At 34.2% G+C, this 24966-nt stretch carries 19 protein-coding genes; 8 read left to right on the forward strand and 11 right to left on the reverse strand.

Annotation, left to right across the window (positions count from 1 at the left end):
• Positions 1-190 precede the first annotated feature (190 nt).
• Positions 191-1057, reverse strand: a complete 867-nt coding sequence (locus NCC77_RS02530) for a DMT family transporter (protein WP_250834222.1) — start codon at positions 1055-1057, stop codon at positions 191-193.
• 102 nt (positions 1058-1159) lie between these two features.
• Between NCC77_RS02530 and NCC77_RS02535 the strand changes: the two genes are divergently transcribed.
• Positions 1160-1537, forward strand: coding sequence for a heavy-metal-associated domain-containing protein (locus tag NCC77_RS02535; RefSeq protein ID WP_250834223.1), 378 nt, complete (start codon positions 1160-1162; stop codon positions 1535-1537).
• Positions 1538-1847: 310 nt separating this feature from the next.
• Here the strand turns inward: NCC77_RS02535 and gldD are convergent, their stop codons facing one another.
• The 4 genes from gldD to mutY are packed head-to-tail and all read right to left on the reverse strand — an operon-like array spanning position 1848 to position 5251.
• On the reverse strand, positions 1848-2408 hold the full coding sequence (gene gldD, locus NCC77_RS02540) for a gliding motility lipoprotein GldD (RefSeq protein WP_250834224.1): 561 nt from the start codon (positions 2406-2408) through the stop codon (positions 1848-1850).
• Entirely contained in the window at positions 2401-3705 is a 1305-nt protein-coding gene (locus tag NCC77_RS02545; protein ID WP_250834225.1) for a gliding motility-associated protein GldE, read from the reverse strand. Before NCC77_RS02545 ends, gldD begins: the two co-directional genes overlap by 8 nt.
• 26 nt (positions 3706-3731) lie before the next feature.
• Entirely contained in the window at positions 3732-4169 is a 438-nt protein-coding gene (locus NCC77_RS02550) for a single-stranded DNA-binding protein (protein ID WP_095928033.1), read from the reverse strand.
• A gap of 35 nt (positions 4170-4204) precedes the next feature.
• Entirely contained in the window at positions 4205-5251 is a 1047-nt protein-coding gene (gene mutY, locus NCC77_RS02555; protein WP_250834226.1) for an A/G-specific adenine glycosylase, read from the reverse strand.
• A 140-nt stretch (positions 5252-5391) separates the two neighbouring features.
• Between mutY and NCC77_RS02560 the strand changes: the two genes are divergently transcribed.
• On the forward strand, positions 5392-5682 hold the full coding sequence (locus NCC77_RS02560; RefSeq protein WP_007805026.1) for an HU family DNA-binding protein: 291 nt from the start codon (positions 5392-5394) through the stop codon (positions 5680-5682).
• A 413-nt stretch (positions 5683-6095) separates the two neighbouring features.
• Positions 6096-7640 carry an Rne/Rng family ribonuclease gene (locus NCC77_RS02565; RefSeq protein ID WP_248729267.1) on the forward strand — a complete coding sequence of 515 codons (1545 nt, stop codon included), beginning with the start codon at positions 6096-6098 and terminating at the stop codon, positions 7638-7640.
• A 294-nt stretch (positions 7641-7934) separates the two neighbouring features.
• Here the strand turns inward: NCC77_RS02565 and pbpC are convergent, their stop codons facing one another.
• From pbpC to NCC77_RS02590, 5 genes are all read right to left on the reverse strand, one after another.
• Positions 7935-10310 carry a penicillin-binding protein 1C gene (pbpC, locus tag NCC77_RS02570; RefSeq protein WP_250834227.1) on the reverse strand — a complete coding sequence of 792 codons (2376 nt, stop codon included), beginning with the start codon at positions 10308-10310 and terminating at the stop codon, positions 7935-7937.
• A 204-nt stretch (positions 10311-10514) separates the two neighbouring features.
• A complete protein-coding gene (locus tag NCC77_RS02575) occupies positions 10515-16202 on the reverse strand; it encodes an alpha-2-macroglobulin family protein (RefSeq protein WP_250834228.1) in 5688 nt (1895 codons plus the stop codon).
• Positions 16203-16322: 120 nt separating this feature from the next.
• Positions 16323-16955, reverse strand: coding sequence for a hypothetical protein (locus NCC77_RS02580; protein ID WP_250834229.1), 633 nt, complete (start codon positions 16953-16955; stop codon positions 16323-16325).
• 6 nt (positions 16956-16961) lie between these two features.
• Entirely contained in the window at positions 16962-17567 is a 606-nt protein-coding gene (locus NCC77_RS02585) for a hypothetical protein (RefSeq protein WP_250834230.1), read from the reverse strand.
• Between the two features lie 40 nt (positions 17568-17607).
• The gene (locus tag NCC77_RS02590) at positions 17608-18054 is read right to left on the reverse strand and encodes a nucleoside deaminase (RefSeq protein ID WP_250834231.1); all 447 of its coding nucleotides are present in this window, start codon (positions 18052-18054) and stop codon (positions 17608-17610) included.
• Between the two features lie 60 nt (positions 18055-18114).
• On the opposite strand from NCC77_RS02590, the gene NCC77_RS02595 reads away from it, so the two are divergent.
• From NCC77_RS02595 to NCC77_RS02615, 5 genes are all read left to right on the forward strand, one after another.
• On the forward strand, positions 18115-19080 hold the full coding sequence (locus tag NCC77_RS02595; RefSeq protein WP_250834232.1) for an energy transducer TonB: 966 nt from the start codon (positions 18115-18117) through the stop codon (positions 19078-19080).
• An 80-nt stretch (positions 19081-19160) separates the two neighbouring features.
• Positions 19161-19979, forward strand: a complete 819-nt coding sequence (locus NCC77_RS02600) for an energy transducer TonB (protein ID WP_250834233.1) — start codon at positions 19161-19163, stop codon at positions 19977-19979.
• Positions 19979-20620 (forward strand): hypothetical protein, encoded by a 642-nt coding sequence (locus NCC77_RS02605; RefSeq protein WP_250834234.1) that lies wholly within the window; start codon positions 19979-19981, stop codon positions 20618-20620. Before NCC77_RS02600 ends, NCC77_RS02605 begins: the two co-directional genes overlap by 1 nt.
• Positions 20621-20671: 51 nt before the next feature.
• Complete coding sequence (locus NCC77_RS02610) at positions 20672-22459, forward strand: 1-deoxy-D-xylulose-5-phosphate synthase (RefSeq protein ID WP_250834235.1); 1788 nt, start codon at positions 20672-20674, stop codon at positions 22457-22459.
• A gap of 34 nt (positions 22460-22493) precedes the next feature.
• Positions 22494-23495: a DUF3078 domain-containing protein gene (locus NCC77_RS02615; protein WP_250834236.1), complete on the forward strand. Its 1002-nt coding sequence runs from the start codon at positions 22494-22496 to the stop codon at positions 23493-23495.
• A 60-nt stretch (positions 23496-23555) separates the two neighbouring features.
• Here the strand turns inward: NCC77_RS02615 and NCC77_RS02620 are convergent, their stop codons facing one another.
• A complete protein-coding gene (locus tag NCC77_RS02620; RefSeq protein ID WP_250834237.1) occupies positions 23556-24902 on the reverse strand; it encodes a deoxyguanosinetriphosphate triphosphohydrolase in 1347 nt (448 codons plus the stop codon).
• Between the last annotated feature and the right edge of the window lie 64 nt (positions 24903-24966).

The following is a 24966-nucleotide window of genomic DNA, read 5'->3' on the forward strand; positions in this document are numbered from 1 at the left end:
GTTTCAAAGTTGCAAAGGCTCAAAGGGACAAAAACTCTGAGATGCTAAGTTACAAAGGCTCTAAGATTTCAAGGCTTTGTCAAAGTTTTAAACTTTGACAAAGCTTTTTTTATTTATATCGTTTGTCAGGCTGAGCGAAGTCGAAGCCAAACTCATAACTCATAACTTCTAACCCCTAACTCAAACAAAATCACTTCTTCGCCGACAAATAAACTCCAATTAAAATAATAAATGCCCCGACAGATTGAATTGGCGTCAGGAATTCATTATCTAACAATCCCCAGAAGAATGCTACGATCGGAATTAAATATGTCACAGATGTTGCAAAAACTGGCGATGACATCTGAATCAGTTTGAAGAAAAGAATGTTGGCGATTCCTGTTCCAAGAACACCTAAAATCGCTACAAAAAGTATAGAATGTTGTGTTTCTGCTAAATGTATTTTCTGACTGATATCGGTTGTGCTTAAAATGATTAATGCTGGCAAAAGCAAAACCGCAAAATTTCCTGTTGTGATACTTACAGAATTTAAATCATGAAGATATTTTTTAATCAGATTTACATTGATTGCATAACTAAGCGTTGCAATAACTACTAATAAAACATAAAGGTAATTTTGAGTTCCGCTTGCAGAATCTCCGCTTAAAACCAAAAGCAGACAACCTACAAGCCCGACAAAAACACCTAAAACCTGTCGCTTTTGAAACTGAATCCCAAATGCTATAATTCCTAGAATCAAAGTGTTTAATGGCGTTAACGAATTTAAAATCGCTACAATTGAGCTATTAACCTGAGTTTCTGCAATAGCAAAAAGATACGCAGGCATGAAAGTTCCGAAAAGTGAAGTTATGGCGACAAATTTCCATTGGCGACGAGAAATCTTTTTCAGACTATTAAAACCCACAATCAATAAAAACAAAGCAGCAAAAATAATTCGGAACGATCCTACTTGAACAGCACTTAAGCCTATCAATCCTTTTTTTATCAGAATAAAAGAGCTTCCCCAGATAAGAGAAAGAATAGTCAAGTAAATCCACTTTAACTGTTTTGTTTCCATAAATTGTTATTTACTGCAAATTTGTAATTATTTTACGAACTAAGCATTCTCTTTTTATTAATTTTGCAAGAATCATATTCGCAATTTTTAAATTTATATATAATGAAAATTTCAAAAATCTTATTCGCTGCAGCAATCGCTGGTTTAGTATTTGTTGGATGCAAAAAAGCAGAAGACAAAAGTCTTGAAGTTGTAAATGCAGAAAAAAGTGCTCCAAAAGAACACAAGCCTATTGCTGCTGAAAATCTTCAAACAGCAAGCTTCACAATTGACGGAATGACTTGTGCAATGGGATGCGCAAAAACAATAGAAGAAGAATTAGCTAATCTTGACGGAGTTGATAAAGCAACGGTTGATTTTGACAAGAAAACAGCAACAGTAAGTTTTGACAAAACAATCCAAAACTCAGAATCTTTAACAAAAGTGGTTCAAGAAACTGGAGATGGGAAAACATATAAAGTTTCGAATTTTAAGTCTTAAATTCTAGATTAAAAATCAAATAGGCACTCAATTGAGTGCTTTTTTTTTGTAAAAACATTCCGTAGGAATGTCTGGTTGGTAGCAGAATTAAATTTGAATTATGATTATACGTTCCGTAGGAACGTTTGATAAACACATTCGATTTTTCTAAAATCAGGTGTCCCTACAGGACACGATGCGGCACAACATTATCTTTTTTCTACCGACGAGATATTCCTACGGAATATTACATATAGTTATAGATATAACTAATAAAAAACAATCTTTTGGTAAACGTAAAAAAAAGGATCCAAATCGGATCCTTTTGTTTTTATTTCCATTTCAATGTTTCCATCAAACGCTGCATATCGTTTTTAACGTAACTCGCAGCAGGCATAATCGAATCAAAATTTGGTTTTGCATAAAAATACACAGAACCTATTAAAAAGTGTTTTGTACTGTCGGTAACGTAAAATTGAGAGTTTGTCGCTGCATTTCCGTCAACTTGATAAAACATTCCGTAAACCTTTTTCTGCGGATTTAAATACGGCTGTTCCAAAATATCATCGGCTTTAATAACGTGTTCGTAAGTCAGTTTTTGTGCATCACGCAACAACTTATCAATATTTCCATTTACTGGCTTATATGTCAAATAAATGGTTGCTTTCATCTTTGGATAGGTAATTGCAAATCCGCATTCTTTCTCTCCTTTGATAATTGCATCTTCATTCATTTCGAAAGCAAACGGACAATTGTTTTCAAAATTCACATATTTTGCTTCCGGATAATCTAATCGCAGGTAACTTGCTGGTTTTGGCAAAACATCATTTTTACAGCTTATAACCGTTAGCGCAAGCAAAATTGCTGTTATTGAAAGTATTCTATTAAACATTTTTATTTATGGTTACTTTTATTTGTTTTACACGCTTTTTATCAACTGTTTCTACGGTGAAAATACAGTTTTCAAAAGGCACTTTTTGATCTTTTTTGGGGAAATTACCCAATATCTCCAGAATGAATCCGGCCAATGTTTCGGCTTCTCCTTTGTGAGCTTCAAAAACATCTTCGTCGACATCTACAATTCGATAGAAATCTTTCAGGTTTATTTTTCCTTCAAAAAGAAAATTATTTTCATCGATCTGCGAGAAGTTTAGATTTTCATCGTCAAACTCATCACTAATATCACCAACAATTTCTTCGATAACATCTTCTAAAGAAACCAATCCAGAAGTACCTCCATATTCATCAACCACAATGGCTAAATGGCTTTTTAAACTCTGAAAATCCTTTAATAAATTATCCAATTTTTTATTTTCAGGAACAAAGAAAGGCTCTCTAATCAAAGAAGCCCAGTCAAATTCTTCTTTATCAATATGAGGCAATAAATCTTTTACGAAAAGCACACCTTCAATCTGATCGATATTATCTCGATAAACAGGAATTCTCGAAAAACCAGTTTCTATTATTTTAGGATAAATCTCCGCAAATGTTTCTGATATTTCCAATGCAAAAATATCAATTCTCGGACTCATTACCTGTTTTGTATCGGTATTTCCAAAAGAAACAATTCCTTCCAGAATTTTCTGTTCTTCTGTAGATGTTCCTTCTGAATCTGTAAGTTCCAATGCCTGAGAAAGTTGATTGACAGAAAAATTACTTTTTTGCTTTCCTAATTTATTTTGAAAATATATCGTAACGGCGCGCATTGGTAAACTAACTGGAGAAAGCACTTTATCTAAAAATGCCAGCGGATAAGCAACTCGCTTAGCAAAACGAATACTATTTCTGCTAGCGTAAACTTTAGGAAGAACTTCCCCAAATAATAAAATTAAAAAAGTAACTAAAATTACCTCTAGAGTAAATTTAAAGGCTGGCGAACTTATATTGGCAAAAATATTTTGCCCTATATAAGCAAACAGGATTACTACACCAATATTAAAAAAGTTATTCGCAACCAATAAAGTTGCCAAAAGTTTTTTAGGCTTTTCTAGTAGATTCGAAATAATTTTACCTTTTGCTGGACTATCATTTAAAGAATCATCGATGTCTTGCTGCGATAAAGAAAAAAGAGCTACTTCAGCACCAGAAACGATTGCTGAAAGAAATAATAAAATAAAAATTCCGACGAAACCAATAATTAAATTGGCGTCAAGATTTGTAGAAAAAAGTAAACTGGGCTCCGGGTCCAAATTGCATAAAATTAGTTAAACATCGCTTAAAAGGGCAGATCGTTAATTGGAAGCCCTTCAGGAGCATCAAAGTTAGTGTTTTTTGCCGACTCTGTATCCTGGTTTTGTTTAGTATACGCAGTTTCTTTTTTAGTTGTCAGGAAAGTAAACTCCGTTACCTGAATTTCGGTCGTATATTTTGTTGTTCCATCTTCTGTTTGCCACTGGCGAGATTTTATTCTTCCTTCGACATAAATTTTGTCTCCTTTAGAAAGATATTTTTCGCAAATCTCTGCGGCTTTATTACGCACAACCAAATTATGCCATTCTGTAGAGGTTATTTTTTCATTAGTCGTTTTATTGATATATACCTCATTGGTAGCCAGCTGAAAACGTCCGATGCAGTTTCCTCCATCAAAATAATGCATCTTTACATCATCGCCTAAATGGCCAATAAGCATCACTTTATTTAATGTTCCGTTCATAGTTTTGGTGGTATTTCTCCCAAAGATACATTTTTTTAGCAATTTATTTCTTGCTTTTCTATAAAATTATACAACACAATAGGAAAAGGAAAAGTTTTCAATTTTTGAGCATCCACTCCATTTTCAACTTCTTCTTTCACTTTAATTTTCCAAAATTGAATATGTAAATGTTGGTGCGAAAGCTTGTGTATAAGGGTCGATTCGCTACAATCTTCTATACTTATAATAGTATACTTTGTAAAAATTTCATTTTTGACTGTTTGAGAAATCTCGTCAAAATCAACAATTGATTGCGTTTCTAATAACGGAAACTCATATAAATTATGCCAAATTCCTTTTGCGGTTCTTTTTTGAATTAATGTGTTTCCTGAAGCATCTTCTAAAATCAAATAATTAAAGTAACGATTGGTTACTTTAATCTTTTTTGACTTAACGGGCAGCATATTTACTTTTCCTTTTTGCAAAGCAGCACAGCTTTCGTTAAAAACGCAAATTGCACAATTAGGACTTTTAGGAACACATTGAAGCGCACCAAACTCCATTATGGCCTGATTGAATATCGCTGGATTATCTTTAGGCATTAATTGCTGTGCCAAAGCGGCAAACTCTTTTTTGGTTGCTGGAAGCGCAATATCAGATTCAATATCAAAATAACGAGCCAATACCCTAAATACATTTCCATCTACAACAGGAACCGCTTCATTATAAGAAAAAGAAGCTATTGCAGCAGCTGTATATTCGCCAACACCTTTGAGTTTTAGCAGCTCTTTATAAGAATCAGGAAAAACTCCATTTAAGTCATTAGATATATATTGAGCTGTTTTATGAAGATTACGAGCTCGAGAATAATACCCCAGACCTTGCCAAAGTTTCAAAACTTTCTCTTCTGAAGCATCTGCTAAATGTTTTACAGTAGGAAATTCCTGAGTAAATGAAAAAAAATAAGGCATTCCTTGCGCAACTCGCGTCTGCTGAAGCATGATTTCTGAGAGCCAAATCTGGTACGGATCGACCGTTTTTCGCCACGGTAAATCACGCTGGTGCTGTAAATACCATTTTATCAATATGTTATGAAAATCCATTGCAAAATACTTAGATTGCAAAAGTAAATGTTTATGTAATTAAAATTTAACGAATTAGCTTGATTAATTATTTTTTTAATTCCTATATTTGCAAACTCAAAAAAATAGTACACCATTTATAAAATAAAATAGGAAAGAAAATGACGAAAGCAGATATCGTAGCGAAGATTTCAGAGAAGCTAGGTCTTGAAAAAGGAGACGTTCAAGCAACAGTAGAAACTTTTATGGAAGAAGTTAAAACTTCTTTAGAGACTGGAGACAATGTATACCTTAGAGGTTTTGGTAGTTTTATCGTTAAAACAAGAGCTGAAAAAACTGGAAGAAACATTTCTAAAAACACTACTATTAAAATTCCAGCACACAACATTCCTGCTTTCAAACCTGCAAAAGTTTTTGTAGAAGGAGTTAAAACCAACAACGAAGCAAAATAATATTAATTAACATAAATCTGACACAATATGCCAAGTGGTAAAAAAAGAAAGAGACATAAGGTAGCTACTCACAAACGTAAGAAAAGAGCGAGAGCTAACCGCCACAAAAAGAAAAAGTAGTTTTAAACTACTTTTTTCTTTTTAAACGTTCATTGAAATTTGGGAAATTTCAAAAATTCCAAAAAATAAAATCCAAAATCCAAAAATTAAGAAATCAATATTGATTTAATTGGAATTTGGAATTTAAAAATTTGAAATTTAAGTTTCCCTCCCGGGTTCAATACCTGTTAAAATATTGTTTAATCCATCTGTAGATAAGATTTTAGATTTTAGACTTAAGATTTTAGATTTTTATTAATCTATACTCTTCTCTCTTTTTCTATTTTCTGAAAAAACAGATAAAAATTTACAGTGTGAATAAAGAATTAATCATTAGATCTAGTTCTGAAGCAGTAGATTTTGCCTTATTAAAAGATGGAAAACTAATTGAATTACACAAAGAAGAAGAAAAAAGCAACTTTCAGGTTGGTGATATTTTTATTGCCAAAATCAGAAAACCAGTTGCTGGACTTAACGCCGCTTTTGTAAATGTAGGCTTCGAAAAAGATGCCTTTTTACATTATCACGATTTGGGTCCAAATCTAGCTTCTCAGCTGAAATTCATAAAACTTGTAAGCGCAGGTAAATTAAAAGATTTCTCCCTAAAAACCTTTCAGTTTGAAAAAGAGATTGACAAAGATGGCATCATTACTGATATTTTAAGTGCCAATCAATCTGTCTTAGTTCAAGTAGTTAAAGAACCTATATCGACCAAAGGCCCAAGAATAAGTGCTGAGCTTTCTCTTGCCGGAAGATTTATTGTTCTAGTTCCTTTCTCTGATCGTGTTTCTATTTCTCAAAAAATAGAGGACAAAAAAGAAAAGGATCGTCTAAAAAAACTTGTTCTATCGATCAAACCTAAAGGATTTGGTGTTATTGTTCGTACAGTAGCCGAAGGCAAAAACGTAGCCGAATTAGAAAAAGATTTGCAGAACCTGCTTGGCAGATGGTCTGCAATGTGTAAAAAATTACCAACTGCTCATCATCCATCAAAAGTATTAGGAGAGCTCAATAGAGCTTCTTCGATATTAAGAGATGTATTTAATGATACCTTCAGTGGTATTCAAATAGATGATGAAGAGTTGTACCATCAAACGAAGGAATATTTGCAAGAAATTGCACCTTCAAAACAATCGATTGTTAAGTTTTATCAATCAAATGACACTCCCATTTTTGAGAAATACAATATAGAGAGACAAATCAAAACTTCTTTTGGCCGAACTGTTTCCATGAGCAAAGGTGCGTATCTTATTATAGAGCACACTGAAGCGTTACACGTTATAGACGTAAACAGCGGAAACCGTTCTAATAAAGCGACCAACCAAGAAGACACAGCCATGGAAGTAAATATGATTGCCGCAGCAGAAATCGCACGACAACTTCGTTTGCGTGATATGGGCGGAATAATCGTAGTTGATTTTATCGATATGTCTAATCCAGAAAACAGGAAAGTTTTGTTCGACTTCTTGCGAGAAGAAATGAGCGACGATAAAGCAAAACATAAAATATTACCGCCGAGTAAATTTGGTTTGGTCCAGATTACAAGACAGCGCGTAAGACCAGAAGTGAATATCAAAACCAGAGAGGAAGATCCTAACAAACATAATGGTGAAATTGAAGCTCCAATTTTAATCATTGATAAGATCACCGCTGATTTAGAAAGACTTTTAAAAACCCACAACAAGGTTGTACTAAACACACACCCGTTTGTGGCTGCATACCTCAGTAAAGGTTTTCCATCATTACGTTCAAAATGGTTTTTTGAACATAAGAAATGGGTGAAAATCATACCTCGTGACGCTTACACGTACTTAGAATACCATTTCTATGATAAAAAAGGAAATGTTATTTCAGAATAAAAACAAAAACCGCCTTTCGTGAGATTGGCGGTTTTTTTGTGGCTTTTTTTTGATACGACCCAAGCGATAGCGAACAGGCAAAGCAATTCATGATTTTTTTCAATGATTTGTGAATTCATGGCAGAATTTATGTTCAAAACTATATTCAAAAAGCTCTTTTGAATACTAATGTCACCCTGAGCGAAGTTGAAGGGCGCTCCAATCGGCACATAGGCTTCGACTTCGCTCAACCAGACAACCTAACCTCTTTTTTTGGAATTTGGAATTTTAAAAATTGGGATTTATATTCACCATTTAGTCTCTAACAATTTCAATTCTCCGTCTTATTTCATTTCCAGAAGCATCTAAAACCGTAATGTAATGTATTCCTGTTGTTGGCGTAATAGGCAATTCGTGAAAGGTTTTGGTTGTTGCTTTATAAACATCATCAACATACCAAAATAACTCTTTGTCTCTTTCAGAATAAGCCACTTTTAAAATTACAGGCTGTACGTTACTGTTAAAATCCTTTGTCAGGTAGATTTTGCTGTTCGCTTTCGGATAAATAAAATCCATTGTAGTAGTTTGTGTTCCCTCGCATCCTTCTTTGAATGGCGGTAACGGCAAATATTCAATATGCTGGCTTTTATAATACCAAGCCATAACAGGAGGCAGTACAAACCAGTTTCTAGTCACAATATTATCGATGCTCTCGCAGCTGCTATTTACCTGAAATTGCTCAGTTTTATCTAAATGAATTGTTCTATGATACGGACAAACTTTGGTCGATTTACCTTTTTTAGAGACCCATTGTTTGATTTTGGGACAATTTTCTTTTGCCAAGTAACCGCTTAATCGACAGACCTCAACTTCTGCTAAATCATTATATGGAGTATCAAACCATCTTTGCCTTGGTAATAAATTAAAAACATCAAATAAAATTGGTGCGGCGCTAGTAACTCCAGTTAAAGTTGGCCTTCCCTCACCCGTAGCATTTCCAACCCAAATTCCAACCACATATCTTGAATTTGTTCCAATAGCCCACGCATCACGATTCCCGAAACTGGTTCCCGTTTTCCATGCAATTTTAAGCGAACTGTCATAAAACTTCCACGCTTCATCTCCTTCCGGCCTATTAACCTCTTCCATTGCATTGTATGTTAACCAAATTGATCCCGCACCCAAAATATTCTTCTGGTCAGTTTCTGAGCCAAAATCGGGCTTAAAATCATTTTTATAATTAAGTTCGGTAAATTCGTTAGTTCTATACTTATTCTTATTTTTAGTATAATAATTCACCGTAGACGAAAGATTTGCATACGTTCGACATAAATCCCATAAATTACTTTCGGCACCGCCCAAAATAAGAGACAACCCATAATGATCGGGAGTTTTATTTATGTTCTTTAATTTAAATTTTTGAAGTTCTTCGTAAAACTTGTTTACAGTAAATTCCTGAAGCATTAAAACCGCAGGAATATTCAACGAACGTGACAATGCACGATGTGCAGGAACAGCGCCATCAAAAGTTAAATTGAAATTTTGAGGCGTATATCCAGAAATCTGTGTTGGAATATCAGCTACTAAAGTATTGGGCAGTAATTCGCCATCATCCAACATTGCTCCATACAAAAGTGGTTTTAAAATACTTCCTGTACTTCTTGGTGCATCGATGATATCTACGTCTTTTTGATGATCTGCATCTGCTGGAGAATTTCCAACATAACTCATTACATTTCTACTCTGAACATCAATAACCAAAATCGCCAAATTATGCACTTCATTCTGCTTATACTGATTGTAATAATATCTCGCGATTTGATTGACCCTATTTTGCAAAGCATAATCAATTGTAGTTTTTACCCTTGTTCCTTCTTCATTTTTGGCCACTCTCTGTAATAAATGCGGAGCGATTTGAGGCAAATCATATGGTTTTTGAGGCAATGGTTCTTCTATTGAAAGTTCGTACGTCTGCTTATCGATAATACCTTCCTGATGTAGTTTTAATAAAAGTCGGTTTCTTTTGTTCAATAATTTTATCTGATTTTTTCCTGGATAAATCAAGCTTGGTGCATTAGGCAAAACAGCCAAAACTGCATTTTCTGCCCAAGATAATTGATTAGATTGTACGCCAAAATAACGCCACGAAGCCATTTCCAGTCCTACGACATTTCCCCCAAAAGGCGCATGCGCAGCGTACATTTCGAGAATTTCATCTTTAGAATAACCCAATTCTAATCTTGTAGCGAGAATAATTTCTATTATTTTTTCAAAATACGTCCTGTTTTTTCCTTTTCGGGATAATCGAATAACCTGTTGCGTTAAGGTACTTCCTCCTCTGACTACTTTTCCAGCTTTTCTGTTTTGTTTAAAAGCATTAATCATCGCACCAGGATTGAAACCGGGGTGTTTGTAGAAATATTCGTCTTCAAAATAAACAATGCATTTTTTAAACTTATCTGGAACGCTGTCTTGTGCTGGAAAACGCCATTGTCCATCGCGGGCAATTTTAGCTCCGAGCAATTCTCCTTCTTTACTTTCTATAACGGTAGAATATGGTTCTTTGAACAAAGTTCGAGGTATCGAAAAATAGTAAATCAGCAAGAGCAGAAATGCAATTGCTGATTTTATTTTATTCTTTTTTATCCAGTTTAGAATGCGCTGAAAGAACGCTTTTAATTTATTTTTCAATGCTTGTTTTTTTAACTGCAAAGGCGCTAAGTTATCGCAAAGTTCACAAAGTTTTTTTGCTCGCAGATGCAGCAGATCTTATTTTATCTGCTTAATCTGCGGGAAACTTTTTTGCTAAGTTCGCAAAGTTTTTGCCACAGATTAAAGGATTAAAAAAGATTTTAAAATCTGTGCTAATCTGTATAATCTGTGGCTAAAAAAATTTTATTTCACAACCTCAACCCAGAATCCTTTTGTTCTTGCTAAGAATGTATTATCGTACATGGCTTCGCATTGTAATCCTGGTAAATAATAGTTACCTAAATATGATGCGTTCAATAGAATTCTGAAAACTTTAGTTTCTCTTGCTTTCATTCCGAAATAGAAATTTGTTCTATCGTCTCGAATATCAATATAATCGGCGATATTGTTTACTGCATCTCCATAATCGGTAAAACGAGTATTTACAATTTCGAATCCAGAAGGCAGAATTTGAGATAACGCTACATTCTGAACGCTTTCTCCTCTTTGGTTTTTAATCGTAACCTCGGCCACAAATTCAGTTCCCTGATTGATTCTTGAAACATTGATTACGCTTCCTTTTCTGTTTTTGAAAACAATAGAAGCCGTAACATCACTTTGAACCGCATTTTCTTGTCCGACAGGCAATATTCCGGTGTTCAATACACGAACATAAACGGTATTGGCTTTATTGTTTTTCAGCGTAATACTGTTTGAACCCGAAGCAACAGACAAACTGCGATCTGCAACTGATTTACCTGTATTGATTGTCTCTCCTTTTCCGTTTTTACTAAATTGGATATTGATTCCTTTTGGACCATTGCTCACCGCAAATTTCGACATTGCATACAAACAGTAAGCTGTGGTTTGCGTACTCATCCATTGATTTGCTGACATTTCTTTGGCTAATTTTGTTGCAGTAACAAATGCTTTTTGTTTCTGGTCTAATAAAAGCATGGTTTCAAGAGCCATTGCTCGGTTTCTTTCACTTGAACCATAATAGTAATAGCTGTAACCATCTGAACTACCATCAATGCTGGTTTTCAAGAACAAACTTTGCCCAGCCGATTTCTGACCTGCTAAAACATAAGCTGCTGCTAAACGAAGCATACTTTCATTCGAAATACCTTTTGTTTCTCTCAATCTGTTCATAGACGACAAATCGGCATTTCCTGCTAAAGCTAAAGTGTACAAACGATATGCCTGAGCTAAATCATTTCCGTATTTAGGCTCAAAACGCCATTGTTTTGCTTCTTTCTGCTGATACGATAACCATTTCGATTTGAAGTTTATTGGCAGTACATATCCTTTTTTCTCTGCTTCAATTAAGAAATGTCCAGCATACGAAGTTCCCCAATCGTCTGCAATTGCATTTCCTTGCCAGTACGGCATTCCGCCATTTGATAACTGGAAATTACCCAATCTCTGAATTCCAGCCGCAATATTTTTTTGAATTAAATCTTTGCGTTTCGCATCTATATCTGCCACATCGCCCAAATACAATTGCGGGAAAACAGATGAAGTAGTCTGTTCTACACAACCATGCGGATATTGAATCAAGAATTGCAATCTTCCATTCAAATTCATCGATGGCATAGATGAAACTTCTAATCTGGCTTTATTACTTCCGGCAATTCCGAAAGTTTTCCATGAAATTGTCTTCGTACTGTTTGGCGTTAAAACAACATCTGTAAAAGTACTCGTAACTGGATTTGGATTCGTCATGTCGATTTCAACATCATAAGTTGATTTCTCGCTTCCAGATGTTGCGATTACCTGAACTTTGGCAATTCCAGTTGCAGAACCCACAACTAAATTAAAATAGGCCATTTTTTCATCTGGCTGTGCAAAACTTAACTTCTGAACCGGACTTCCCATTACTTTCAATCCGTTGCTGGTTTTAACCTGAATCGAAACATTTTTGATTTTATTTTCAGTTGCAAAAACGGTTACAGGCAATGTTACTTTTTCTGACGGAGAAATTTTTCTAGGCAACGAAGCCAATACCATCAACGGACTCTTAACCTGTGTTGCTTTTTCCACACTTCCGTAAGCACTAGTCGCTGCATCTCCCGCTACTACCATTGTTCGAACAGAACCAATATATTTTGGAAGCTTTAAATCATGCGATTTTGTTTCTCCTTTTCCTAATTTAAATGGTCCATAATATAACACTACAGGTTTAAAACGGTTGGCTTTTTTAGCTTTTCCACCACCTAAATCCTGGTCACCACCAATACTGAAAATCTGGTTTATTTTTCCGCCATAAGCTCCAATTACATCATCGTAAACATCCCAGGTTTTTACTCCTAAAACTTCACGAACATAGAAACTATCCCATGCATTTGGTGTTTTAAAACGAGTTAAATCCAAAAGTCCTTCATCTACAACCGCAATTGTATACGTCATTTCTTTACCTGATTTTTCACCCACTTTTACTGTAAACGGCTGTTCTGGTCTTAAAACATCTGGCATATTTAGAGTTGGTGCCAAAATGGTGTTTTTATCTACTACTTCGATTGGCACAATTCCGTACATACGAATTGGCGAATCGTTTTTGGTTGAAGCGTGTGGCTGTAATAAGGTAATATTAAAATATACGTTTGGCGCCATAGCTCCTGTAATTGGAACCTCAACTTTTGTTTCTCCGTTTTTAGTTTCAGCCCAAATAGTCTGCACTACTCTTGATCCGTTTTCGATAGAAATCAACGCACGCCCACCTTCACTTGAAGGGAAAGAAATTTGTGCTTTTTCTCCAACAGCATAATTCTTTTTATCGGTAGAAAAAACTAACATATTAGCAGTAGAAGCATCTCTGTTACGCGTTTTTCCAGACCAGATTGGCCAATCGATATTTACCGTTAAAGAAGTCGCATGACCATCTTCCTGATCGGCAATACGAATTAAATAACGTCCCCATTCTTCATCTGTTAAGGCAAATTGAAAACTTCCTTTTCCGCTTGAATCGGTATTGATGACAAAAGTTTTGTATGAAGTAGTTGCATTCGAAGAGTTATAATTTGATAGATTATCGCTTGAAGAATCCCACCACCATCTCCAGTCTACTTTGTAAACTCTTACTTCGAGATTACGAACCGATTTTGGTCTTCCGTTTTCGTCAACCGTTACCACATCAAAACGATTGTTTGTTCTCGTTTCAAGCATGCTGTATTTATTCAGTTCCGGCGTTTTTAAACCTACATAGGTTTTGTACGGAGAATAAGTCGTTGACATCACATCTGTACTAAAATCTCCTCCTTCTTCGTACACTTTTGTAATGAATGAAGCACGAAGCATTCCGGGTGCCTGACCTTGTAATCTTGGTTGAATGTTTACTGATGCTTTTCCGCTTTCATTTAATTTGCCAGAGAAAATATTAATTTCTTCTGTACTGAATTGACGTGCCAAATCATCAAAAGTATATTTTTCATAGCCTTTAAATGTTGTGCTTTGTTGAGAGAATTTAGCCTGCATTTCTACATTCAAATTCTTAGCAATTGCACCGTGAAGCCATGTTACCTCAAGATTGTCTGTATTTGGATACGAAGCCGAAAGTGTTTTTCTGCTAAATGTATTCTTGATTTTTAAACGATTTGGTTTAATCGTTTCAATCTTAATGCTTTTATAGAATTTAGCTCCACCAACGCTTACCATTGCCTCCCAATTTCCTGTTGGCGCATCTTGGTTTGTTGGCACTATAAAGGTGTAATGATTTAAATCGTTCGTTTTTTGAACGGTTTGATAAACTGTTTTACCATTCGGATCGTTTAATCGGAATTTAATTGGATGTGATTTTGGCAATTTATTTGCCGCATCATTCAAAATAAATGACAGATACAAATTATCACCCGGGCGCCAAACGCCTCTTTCTCCATAAATAAATCCTTTCAGTCCTTTTTGCAAAGTTTCACCCGCAACATCAAAATTACTTACAGACAATGAAAGTCCGTCGTCCAGTTTTACGTAAGTCGACTGATCGCCTAAAGTTACAATGGCAAAATAGGCGAATTTATCCAATTGGAAAGATGCAATACCTTCACTGCTTGTTGCTTCTGTCACTATTTTTTGCTGTTGGAAATTGTATAAATCTACTCTTGCATTTGAAACAGGTTCAGTTGTAACGATATTATTTACCGCAAATAAGTATGATTTGTTTTCTCCTCTTTTGGCAATAACTCCTAAATCTGATGCTAAAATATTGGTTGCAATTCTAGCGTTGTAATAATAAGAACCTGTACACGGATCTTGACTTTCTCTCCAGTCATAATCATCATAATAATAGTAATCGTCATAAGAGTTTCCGCTGTAGTTTACGTCGTTTTCATCAACTTCTTCTTCCTCGGCTTCATCATCGCTATTGTCTGATGTTTCACATTTATAAAGCGAATATTTCTTTTTATAAACAAATTCAACTCTGTAAATTGCTCCTGGTTCTGGTTTAATGATTTTAGATAAATCTAAGGCGTATGTATTCCATTTCGAGAGATTTACGAGCGTACTTTCTTTTAAATTTAAAGTGGTTTTGGCAATTGGCTGCGCGACTTTTTTAAGATTTTGCCCGCCATTTAATTCATTGTATTGAAGGAATTGCAGAATGTTATTTTTATAAATCTTATACACTTTTACATCTACAGCGCTTAGATTTACGGCTTCGAAATTCAATTTTAAATTGTTTGAACTTGGCAGAATTGTTCCATTTTTAATGAAACGAATGTTTGGTTTTATCTGATCAAAAGAAATTTTCTCGCTGTAATTGTTTTCCAGTTTTTTACCATATTGACTCTCGATTCCCTGAAAAACTTCCAATAATAATTCGCCCGTAACAACTTGTTCTGGTTCTTCGTCTGGCACATATTCAACAGCTTCTTCTACAACTGCGGCGGCTGAATCTACGGCAACCGCGGCTGAATCAACCACTACCGCAGCCGAATCTACTGCTACTGCAACTGGCTCCTGCACAGCTACTGCTACAGGCTCTTGTTTTTTAGAAGCATTTTGGTTTGTAAAATATACTTTAAGTAAATTTCCTTGGGTAGAAAATTTCAGATTATTGGTGTTTTGAATTGAAACCAATCCAGCAAAATCTTGACCTTTTTCTAAAGGCTCAGAAAAATTAATTAAAACCTGCTGATTGTTTCCGTCTGGAACTTCAACTTTTATAACTTTAAATTCGTTGATGCTCGTAATCGGGAAATCGATTTGTCCTTTTTGATCAATGTCAAAATCATTTCCGTCATAGATAATTTCCAAAGTGGAAGCTTCTGACTGACGCTGAATACTGTCAATTATAAAACGAAATTCTTTAGCAGGGCCAGCTACTTTCTCAAATTTAATTTTAAGATTGTTCCCTTTATGTTTGGCTTCAACCAGCTTTTGAGCGGTTTCCAAATCAATATTGTCGGCTGTTTTTAAAACACAGTTTAAATACTGGTATTCCTTGCTGTACGATTGAATATCGCCCGTATTGATAGTAAAATCCTGTTTTACTGTTTTAACTGTAAAGTTGAATTTTGACAGTTCCTTTTCTTTCTCTTTCGGAATGGCAGTCAGTTTATCTAAGTTTAAAGTAACCTGATATTCTGTTCCCATTTTAAGTTTTTTCTCTGGAATAAAAGCCAACGTATTTGTTGAAAGCGCTATAACTTTCCCGTGAACACTCGGCGAAATATCAAACAAATCATCGTCTAATTCCTGATTCGGTTTCCAATCATTTTTATCGAAAGCTAAAACCACACGAATGTCAGAATCCGAAGAAACGATTCCGCCCGTAAAACTGGTAATGTAATCTTTAAATAGTGAAAAATCTGAATTGAAATCTGCTGCTGATTTGCGCCCGCAAGATTGAAAAATAAAAAACACAAAAAATACGAGAAATAGTCCTTTTACTTTCACTTTTTATCTAGAGTTAATCGGTTAATAAACTAGTATAAAAGTAAAATATTTTCCGAATCTTTAAGAGGAAAATTCTCTAATAATGATTATTTAACTTTTGTTGAAGTTTTATCATTACTCTCAAAGCTCAGATCCCAATTTTGAAAGAACTTTATCCATTTCTGCAAAATGTTCTTTTGTACCCGATGAATAAAATATTTGATTATTACTCATAACAATTATGACATCATCTTCATAATTTCCATAGAAATTTATTCCGTCAGCCCATTGTTTAAAAGCAACACCTTTATTTTTGAAATTCTCATCAATAAATTTTAAGGCTTTTTCATCCATTTCATAAAAACATTCTGAATAGAAATCCAACCCAAAACCAGCCTGGAGATAAGCCATTGCAGTAAAAAAATCTGTCAAAGTTTCGGTTTCCAGATTCCATTCCTTTTCATCAAAACTCATATATACCGGCGGATTGTCTTTTGATAAATCGTCTTTATGAATTCCCCAGACACAAGCATGCTGGTTTTCTGTATAAAAAATAAAATATTCATCAGTAGCATAATTTATTAAACGATCAACAACAACTAATGAATCTTGAGTATTATTTAATTTTTGAATTTTACCCAATTCGGTATAATAATCAACAAAAACTGCTGGAAGATCTCCAAAAATATCTTTTACAACCTGAATTTCATCATTTGTAAAACCAATTGATTCTGTGATATGAAATAGTTTTTTTATTGTTGAAAAATCTGTCATAGTGATTTAATATTTTGGAACTCCAGCATCCCACATTTCTTGCACCGTTTTTAAAGGATAATTATCTTCTCCCAACAAACGTAATTCTTTTAATGGATCAATCCATCGTTCATTTTCTATTGATAAAATCAATCTACGCACAAATTCATATCCCGTATTATATCCTGTAATTTCATAAGAACTTGAATTGTATTCTTTTTTATCAATATTGTATTTCACAATTTCATTTCCCATGATACCTTGATCTCCTGTAATAGGATCAATTCTAACTAAATTGTAAATAAGTTCGTGATCTGCGTATTGTGAACTTTTACCCCATTGTTCTCTATCTTTACTAATAAACAATTCTGGAGTAGGAATATTTAAATTTGGCTTAAAGTTTTTAATTTTTCCGAAAGAGCATTTTTTTAAAAACTCTTTCAAAACCATACAAACACCAAAAGACTCAAATACATTTAAGTCAATTTGTTCATTGTCAAAATCAGGATTAGAACTTTTCAAATTAAAAACAGCAATGTAAGGTGCTTTTAAAACCTGAACAACTATAAAAAGATCATTCTTCAATTGTATTGAATGAATCTCATTTTCTTTCCAAGTGAATCTCTTTAGCATTTTTAAGCAATTAAAAAGAAGCTAAATTACTACAAAAAAATTAATTCTTTCTTCTTTCCAGAAAAAAACGTTTCATCAAATCTGCAGCTTCATTAGCCATAACGCCAGAAACGACAGTCGTTTTAGGATGCAATTTTGTTCCCATATTGATAAAACCGCGTTGTTCATCTCTTGCGCCAAAAACAATTTTAGAAATCTGGCTCCAATACAAAGCGCCAGCACACATTTGGCAAGGTTCAAGAGTAACATAAAGCGTACAGTCTTTTAAGTATTTTCCGCCTAGGAAGTTTGCTGCTGCTGTGATAGATTGCATTTCAGCATGAGCGGTAACATCATTTAATAATTCGGTTAAGTTATGACTGCTTGCAATTACTTTATCTGCAACGACAATTACAGCGCCAACAGGAATTTCGCCTCTTTCAAAAGCTATTTCTGCTTCCTGCAAAGCTTTTTTCATAAAATATTCGTCTGTAAAAGGATTTATCATAATTGCAAAAATAGGATTTTAGAACTTATTTTTATTACATTTAATCCTTGATATCTGAATATGGAAAGAAATTACAAAATCAGCATTCCTGAACCATGCTCTGAAGACTGGAACAAAATGACGCCAAATGAAAATGGCCGTTTCTGCATGAGCTGTTCAAAAACTGTTGTTGATTTTACCTTGATGTCTCCAGAAGAAATTCAACAATACATTATTAAAAATCAAGGCCATAAAATGTGTGGCAGATTTAAAAAATCTCAACTTGATTCGATAACAATCCAAATTCCGATTAAGGTTCTTTATACGCAAACGCATTTTCATAAAATGTTTTTACTGGCTTTATTTATTGCCATGGGAACTACTTTGTTTAGCTGTCAGAATAAAGAAGGAAACAAACAAAAAATCGAGAAAATTGAAATAATTGAAAATTCTTCTTCTCCAAAAACTGAATCCAACGAAAAGCAGGAAGTATCTACTACTAAACCAACACCCGTTAGCAAAACAAAATCCAAAAAGGTTTCTACTCTAAAAAGCAAAAAATACCTTTCTTTAGTAAAAACAGAATGCGCAGAAACGCTGCCCAATGAGGATATTTATGAAGACAATACCGTCTATGGAAGTGTAGCAATTGATGTTATACCTGATTATCCTGGAGGGAAAGATGTATTTTACGAAGCTTTTAAATCTGAATTTAAAATACCCAAAGAGTTAAAAAAATCTACCGGAGTAATCAAAATGTCTTTTGTTATTGAAAAAGACGGAAGTTTAAATGAAATAAAAACTATTGAAGATCTTGGTTTTGGAACTGGAGAAGAAGCTATCAGAGTTTTACAAAAATCTATAAAATGGACTCCAGGCGAAATCCAAGGAAGGAAAGTTAGAACTTTTTACAATCTACCCATCACATTGGAACTCGACACTTTAAATCCGAAAAAAAGGAAGAGAAAGTTTTCAAAAATTACGACCATGCAAATTGTTAAAACTGGTGACCGTCAGGAACAAACCGAATTAAGTTTACAACCATAAAAGACTAACTTTAAGAGATTTTTCTATAAAAAAATTGCTTGTGCTTATTATTTATTACATTTAATTCTCTGAATTTAGAAATGGAAAGAAAAGGAAAAATAACAATACCAGAACCATGTCATGAAAACTGGGACAAAATGACGCCAAATGAAAATGGCCGTTTCTGCATGAGCTGTTCAAAAACTGTTGTTGATTTTACTTCTATGCTTCCAGAAGAAATTCAGCAATATTTCATTCAAAATCAAAACAAAAAAATTTGTGGAAGATTTAAGCAATCACAGTTAGATACCATTACGATTCAAATTCCTAATCGCGTTTTATATTCTCAGACCAACTATCATAAAATGTTTCTCCTCGCCTTGTTTATTGCCATGGGAACCACTTTGTTTAGCTGTGCAGATAAAGAAGGGAACAAGAAAAAAATTGATCAAATTGAAATTGTTGACAATAGCACACAAAATCAAGATGAAGATGTTTCCTCCTGCTATGGCCATGAGATTGAATCTAAAAAAGAAAAAACAAAAAAGCCAAGAGAAAGAATCACAATGGGAGCTGTACTTCCTCCCATAGCTAGTGAAAATAACAGATTAAATTTTAAATATAGTATTATATATAATGCCGTTGATTTAGATATTCTACCCGCTCCAAAAAACGGAATTAAAAAATTCTATTCTTATTTTGCAAAAAATTATACTGCTTCAAAAGAAGGAGAAATGTCCGTTTTATTTGTTGTAGAAAGAGATGGCAATTTAAGCAATTTTAGAGTAACTCAAAACAAGTCGTCAGAAAATGAAGCAAAAGTTATTAAAGTATTAGAATCTGGCCCAAAATGGATTCCCGGAAAAACAAACAATCAGTTTGTTCGATCAACTTTCATTTTGCCAATTACATTTAAATAATGAAAATAAAACATAAAATAACTACTTATATAAATCGCAAATCGTTTTTGCCAACGTTGTATGTAGTTATGGCTGTAGTTTTTTTCGGTTGTCAAAACAAAGAAGCCAAACAGCAAGAAATTAAGAATATTGAAGTTATTGAAGATACTCTGACAGCAAAACCAGAAGCTTTGGATGCAACTGCAATTAGTACAAAAAAATTAGATCAAGCGCCTTCAGATGTATCAAAAATTGAGCAACTTAAAATAAAACAAACGACAACAATAGCCTCTAGAGAAGTGGATGATAACAAATCTTCGAAATCTGATAAAGCAAAAAAAGACGATGCTTCTTCTTCAACTCTAAAACCTCTTTCAAATACAAACGCCGAATTTCCTGGTGGTATTGATCAATTTCATACTTTCTTCATGAAAGAATATAAAAAACCAGAAAATGTAAATTACTGGAAACTCAATTTTACACTTGCCTTTGCGATAGAAAAAAACGGAAGTGTTTCATTTCTTGAATGTTCGCCGCCTGTTGAAGAGCCTTTAGAAAAAGAAATTATAAGGGTTTTAATCTTATGTCCTAAATGGCAACCAGGCGAATCAAACGGAAAAAAAGTCAGAATGCAATATTCTGTGCCTATTCTTCTAAAATAATACGCACAGAGAAATTAAATTTAAAACCGTAAATTTGCTTTTTACCATACAATGAAAAGCGATTTACTTTCAAACATATACAATCCTGCCGATTTACGTCTTTTAAAAGAAGAACAGCTTACTCAGGTTGCTCAAGAACTACGTCAATTTATTATTGATATCGTTTCTGTAAAAGAAGGGCATTTGGGAGCAAGTTTGGGCGTTGTAGAGCTTACAATTGCTTTGCATTACGTTTTTAATACTCCAGATGATTTATTGGTTTGGGATGTTGGACATCAAGCTTATGGACACAAAATATTGACCGAAAGAAGAGAAAACTTTCATACCAACAGACAAATCGACGGTATTTCTGGTTTCCCTAAAAGAAACGAAAGCGTTTACGATACTTTTGGTGTTGGGCATTCTTCTACTTCGATCTCTGCTGCTTTAGGAATGGCGATTGCATCTAAACTCAAAGGTGATTTTGACAAAGAACATATTGCTGTAATTGGCGATGCTTCTATTGCAAGCGGAATGGCATTTGAAGGACTTAATCATGCTGGAGTTACCGATGCAAATATTTTGGTTATTCTAAATGACAATGCGATCGGAATTGACCCCAGTGTTGGCGCTTTAAAACAATATCTGACCTCTGTCAAAAACGGAAAAAATCCAAGACAAAATAATATCATAAAGTCTTTAAATTTTGATTATTCTGGTCCAATAGATGGTCATGATCTTCCGAAATTAATAAAAGAATTAAATCGTTTAAAAAAGATTAAAGGCCCAAAATTCCTTCATATCGTAACTACAAAAGGGAAAGGCTTGCTTCAGGCCGAAGAGAATCAGGTAAAATATCACGCTCCTGGAAAGTTTGATGCTTCGACTGGCGAAATTCATTCAAAATCGGAAGAAAATCTTCCTCCAAAATATCAAGATGTTTTTGGCTTAACCATTTTAGACTTAGCTAAAAAGAATGAAAAAATAATCGGAATTACTCCTGCAATGCCATCTGGAAGTTCATTAAAATTTATGATGGACGAATTGCCAGATCGCGCCTTTGACGTTGGGATTGCCGAACAGCATGCCGTTACATTAGCGGCTGGCATGGCAACTCAGGGAATGATTGTTTACTGCAATATTTATTCGACTTTTTTACAGCGCGCCTATGATCAAGTAATTCATGATGTGGCGCTGCAAAACCTTTCTGTTATTTTTTGTTTGGACAGAGCAGGTTTAGTTGGAGAAGATGGAGCAACGCATCATGGTGTTTTTGACATTGCTTATCTGCGTTCAATTCCGAATATGATTATCTATGCGCCTTTAAACGAAATTGAACTTCAAAACATTTTATATACTGCACAATTAGGATTAGATCATCCCATTGCAATTCGATATCCAAGAGGTCGAGGTGTACTGCCAAATTGGGAAGTAGAAAATTTCGGACATTACAAAAAAATTAATTTAGGCGAAGCAAAATGTTTAAAAGACGGTACAAAAGTTGCTGTACTGTCGACCGGAACAATTGGAAATAATGTCATAGAAGCCCTCAAAGAATCTACCCATTCTGATGAGATTGCCCATTACAACTTTAGTTTTATTAAACCATTAGACATCAATACATTAAAAACTATATTTAAAACTTTCGAAAGCATTATTACAATCGAAGATGGAGTGAAAAATGGTGGTTTTGGAAGTGCTGTTTTAGAGTTTGCGGCATCAAATAATTTTAAAAATTCAATTGAAATTTTGGGTGTTCCAGACCAATTTATTGAGCATGGAACAGTAAATCAATTACAACAATTGTGTAAAATTGACGTTAAAAATTTAATAAATCTTTTTTCTAACGGTTCAAAATAATTATTTTGCGATACCAAAACAAAAATTACCTATAATGAAATTATTGCGTTCTACCCTTTTGCTATTATTGCTTTTGTGTACTTCTAATAACTTTGCCCAGATTATACAAACAACTCTAAGCCCCAATCAAGCACCTAAACCGCCTTCAAACTGGACAGAAAAAAACCAACTTGGTTTTGACCTTTCACAAATAGCTTTTGTAAACTGGAGCGCGGGGGGAACAAGTTCTATTTCTGGATTATTTAAAGGAGAATTCTCTAGAACTTATTTGAAAGGAAATCATAAATGGTTCAACGAACTTATTATGAAATATGGTCTAAACAAACAAGAAGATATTGAAACGAGAAAAACAGATGATGCGATTCAATTGAACTCTACTTACGGTTTTAGAAAAGATACCGCTTCAAATTGGTACTACTCAGCAAAGTTTAACTTCAATACGCAGTTTACCAACGGTTACAATTATCCTAATCGAGACGTTCCTATTTCTAGACCTTTTGCACCAGCATATGTCTTTTTAGGAGCCGGAGCAGAGAATTCAAATAAAGAGAAAAACAGAACATTTTATTTCTCACCAATAACTTTAAAGACCACCTTGGTATTAGATCAAGATTTGGCAAATCAAGGTTCTTTTGGTGTTAAAAAAGCCGTTTATGCACCAGATCCTTTAGATCCAACCCAGCAAATTTTGATTGAAGAAGGGCAAAAGGTAAAAGCCGAATTTGGTATCCTTTTTACTGCCTACATGAAAAACGAAATCTATAAAAATGTTTTTTACGAAAACAGACTTTCCTTATATACTGACTATTTAAATCGATTCGGAAATGTCGACATTGATTATGATACACGTCTAGATTTGGTTGTAAATGCTTATGTCAAAGCAAACATTGGTTTTCATTTAATTTACGATGATGACATTAAAAACAAAAAAGACGTTATTGATCCTGCCACAGGAACAAAAAGTCAAGTTACTGAAGGTCCAAAAATGCAGTTAAAACAAGTCCTTGGTGTTGGTTTGGTTTATGCCTTCAAATAAAGAAATCAATAAAAATAAAAAAAGCTTCTTTTAGAATATTCTAAAAGAAGCTTTTTTTATTTAACGCTTTTTTTGTCCTTGAATCATTTCATAGAGTTCAAGCGCATTTCCGTCTGTTAAGAGCGAAACATAATGGCAGATATGCAATAGACGCTCATATAAATTTGTTTTCTCTAAATGATGTTTTTCTGGAAGCATTTTCAAAATCAACTTATCGTAGTTTGAGGCAGTTCCATCATATTTATTATTAAATGCTGTAATAAATTTATCCAACAGCGTTTGAATAATCTGGTAACCTACAATTTCTTTTTCAATTACTTCTCTGCTCTGGTATATTTTTTCAACACTCAGTTTGATAATATCATTCATCTGCGCTTTGTATTTGCTTTTATCTGTTAAAGCATGAGGGAAATTTCCCGCCAGAATTGCTTCTTCATTTTCAACAAAAACATTTACAGCATCATTAATTAAAGTTCCAATTGCCAAAGCTCTCAAATAACTGATACGATCTTCTTTTGTCGTTAACGATTTGTATTTAGAAACCCCAATATTATCTTTTACAAGATTAATCAGATATTCTAAAGCAAAATCTTCAGAAACCAAACCTAAATTAATTCCGTCTTCAAAATCAATAATCGTATAGCAAATATCATCTGCAGCTTCCACTAAATACGCTAAAGGATGTCTTTCAAAACCAATATCGCCTCCAGATTTATTGGCAATCATTCCCATATCTTTGGCTACTTCTTCAAAGAATAATTTATCTGTTTGAAAGAAACCGTATTTCTTATCGGCAATATTATTGGTTGGCTTTTTCGGAAGGCTCTCTTTCGGATATTTCATAAAAGCTCCCAAAGTAGCATACGAAATACGAAGTCCGCCTTCAATTCCAGGCCGGCTTGCGGTTAGAACTGAAAATCCGTTTGCATTTCCTTCAAAATCAATTAAATCCTGCCATTGCTTATCTGTTAGCTGATTTCTATATTTCTGCCCATTTCCGATAGCAAAATATTCGCCAATTGCTTTTTCTCCAGAATGCCCAAAAGGTGGGTTCCCGATATCGTGCGCTAAAGAGGCCGCAGCCACAATTGCACCAAAATCGTTCATATGATACCCATGAACTTCTTTTAAATAAGGGTACTTTTCAATGATTTTTTTCCCAACCAAACGTCCAAGCGAACGCCCTACAACAGAAACTTCCAAACTATGCGTTAAGCGCGTGTGCACGAAATCGGTTTTAGAAAGCGGAATAACTTGTGTCTTATCTTGCAAACTTCTAAAAGCGGCAGAGAATATAATTCGGTCGTAATCGACTTCAAATCCTAAACGAGTATCATCTTGTTCTACACGTAATCTTTTGCTTGTATCCCCCTGACGTTTTAATGATAAAAGTTGTTCCCAGTTCATTTTAATTTTTGATTGTAGATTAACGATTTTAGATTTTTAATCTAAATTGCTGATTTTAGATTTC

It is taken from the genome of Flavobacterium tyrosinilyticum (genome assembly GCF_023656565.1).
In the GTDB taxonomy this organism is placed as follows: domain Bacteria; phylum Bacteroidota; class Bacteroidia; order Flavobacteriales; family Flavobacteriaceae; genus Flavobacterium; species Flavobacterium tyrosinilyticum.

Coding starts and splice junctions, on each gene's coding strand:
- NCC77_RS02585 (WP_250834230.1), bottom strand. CDS start 17,567: ATGCTAAAGAGATTCACTTGGAAAGAAAATGAGATTCATTCAATACAA.
- gldD (WP_250834224.1), bottom strand. CDS start 2,408: ATGTTTAATAGAATACTTTCAATAACAGCAATTTTGCTTGCGCTAACG.
- NCC77_RS02620 (WP_250834237.1), bottom strand. CDS start 24,902: ATGAACTGGGAACAACTTTTATCATTAAAACGTCAGGGGGATACAAGC.
- NCC77_RS02550 (WP_095928033.1), bottom strand. CDS start 4,169: ATGAACGGAACATTAAATAAAGTGATGCTTATTGGCCATTTAGGCGAT.
- NCC77_RS02580 (WP_250834229.1), bottom strand. CDS start 16,955: ATGACAGATTTTTCAACAATAAAAAAACTATTTCATATCACAGAATCA.
- NCC77_RS02535 (WP_250834223.1), top strand. CDS start 1,160: ATGAAAATTTCAAAAATCTTATTCGCTGCAGCAATCGCTGGTTTAGTA.
- NCC77_RS02560 (WP_007805026.1), top strand. CDS start 5,392: ATGACGAAAGCAGATATCGTAGCGAAGATTTCAGAGAAGCTAGGTCTT.
- NCC77_RS02605 (WP_250834234.1), top strand. CDS start 19,979: ATGAAAATAAAACATAAAATAACTACTTATATAAATCGCAAATCGTTT.
- mutY (WP_250834226.1), bottom strand. CDS start 5,251: ATGGATTTTCATAACATATTGATAAAATGGTATTTACAGCACCAGCGT.
- NCC77_RS02615 (WP_250834236.1), top strand. CDS start 22,494: ATGAAATTATTGCGTTCTACCCTTTTGCTATTATTGCTTTTGTGTACT.
- NCC77_RS02600 (WP_250834233.1), top strand. CDS start 19,161: ATGGAAAGAAAAGGAAAAATAACAATACCAGAACCATGTCATGAAAAC.
- NCC77_RS02610 (WP_250834235.1), top strand. CDS start 20,672: ATGAAAAGCGATTTACTTTCAAACATATACAATCCTGCCGATTTACGT.
- NCC77_RS02530 (WP_250834222.1), bottom strand. CDS start 1,057: ATGGAAACAAAACAGTTAAAGTGGATTTACTTGACTATTCTTTCTCTT.
- NCC77_RS02595 (WP_250834232.1), top strand. CDS start 18,115: ATGGAAAGAAATTACAAAATCAGCATTCCTGAACCATGCTCTGAAGAC.
- NCC77_RS02590 (WP_250834231.1), bottom strand. CDS start 18,054: ATGATAAATCCTTTTACAGACGAATATTTTATGAAAAAAGCTTTGCAG.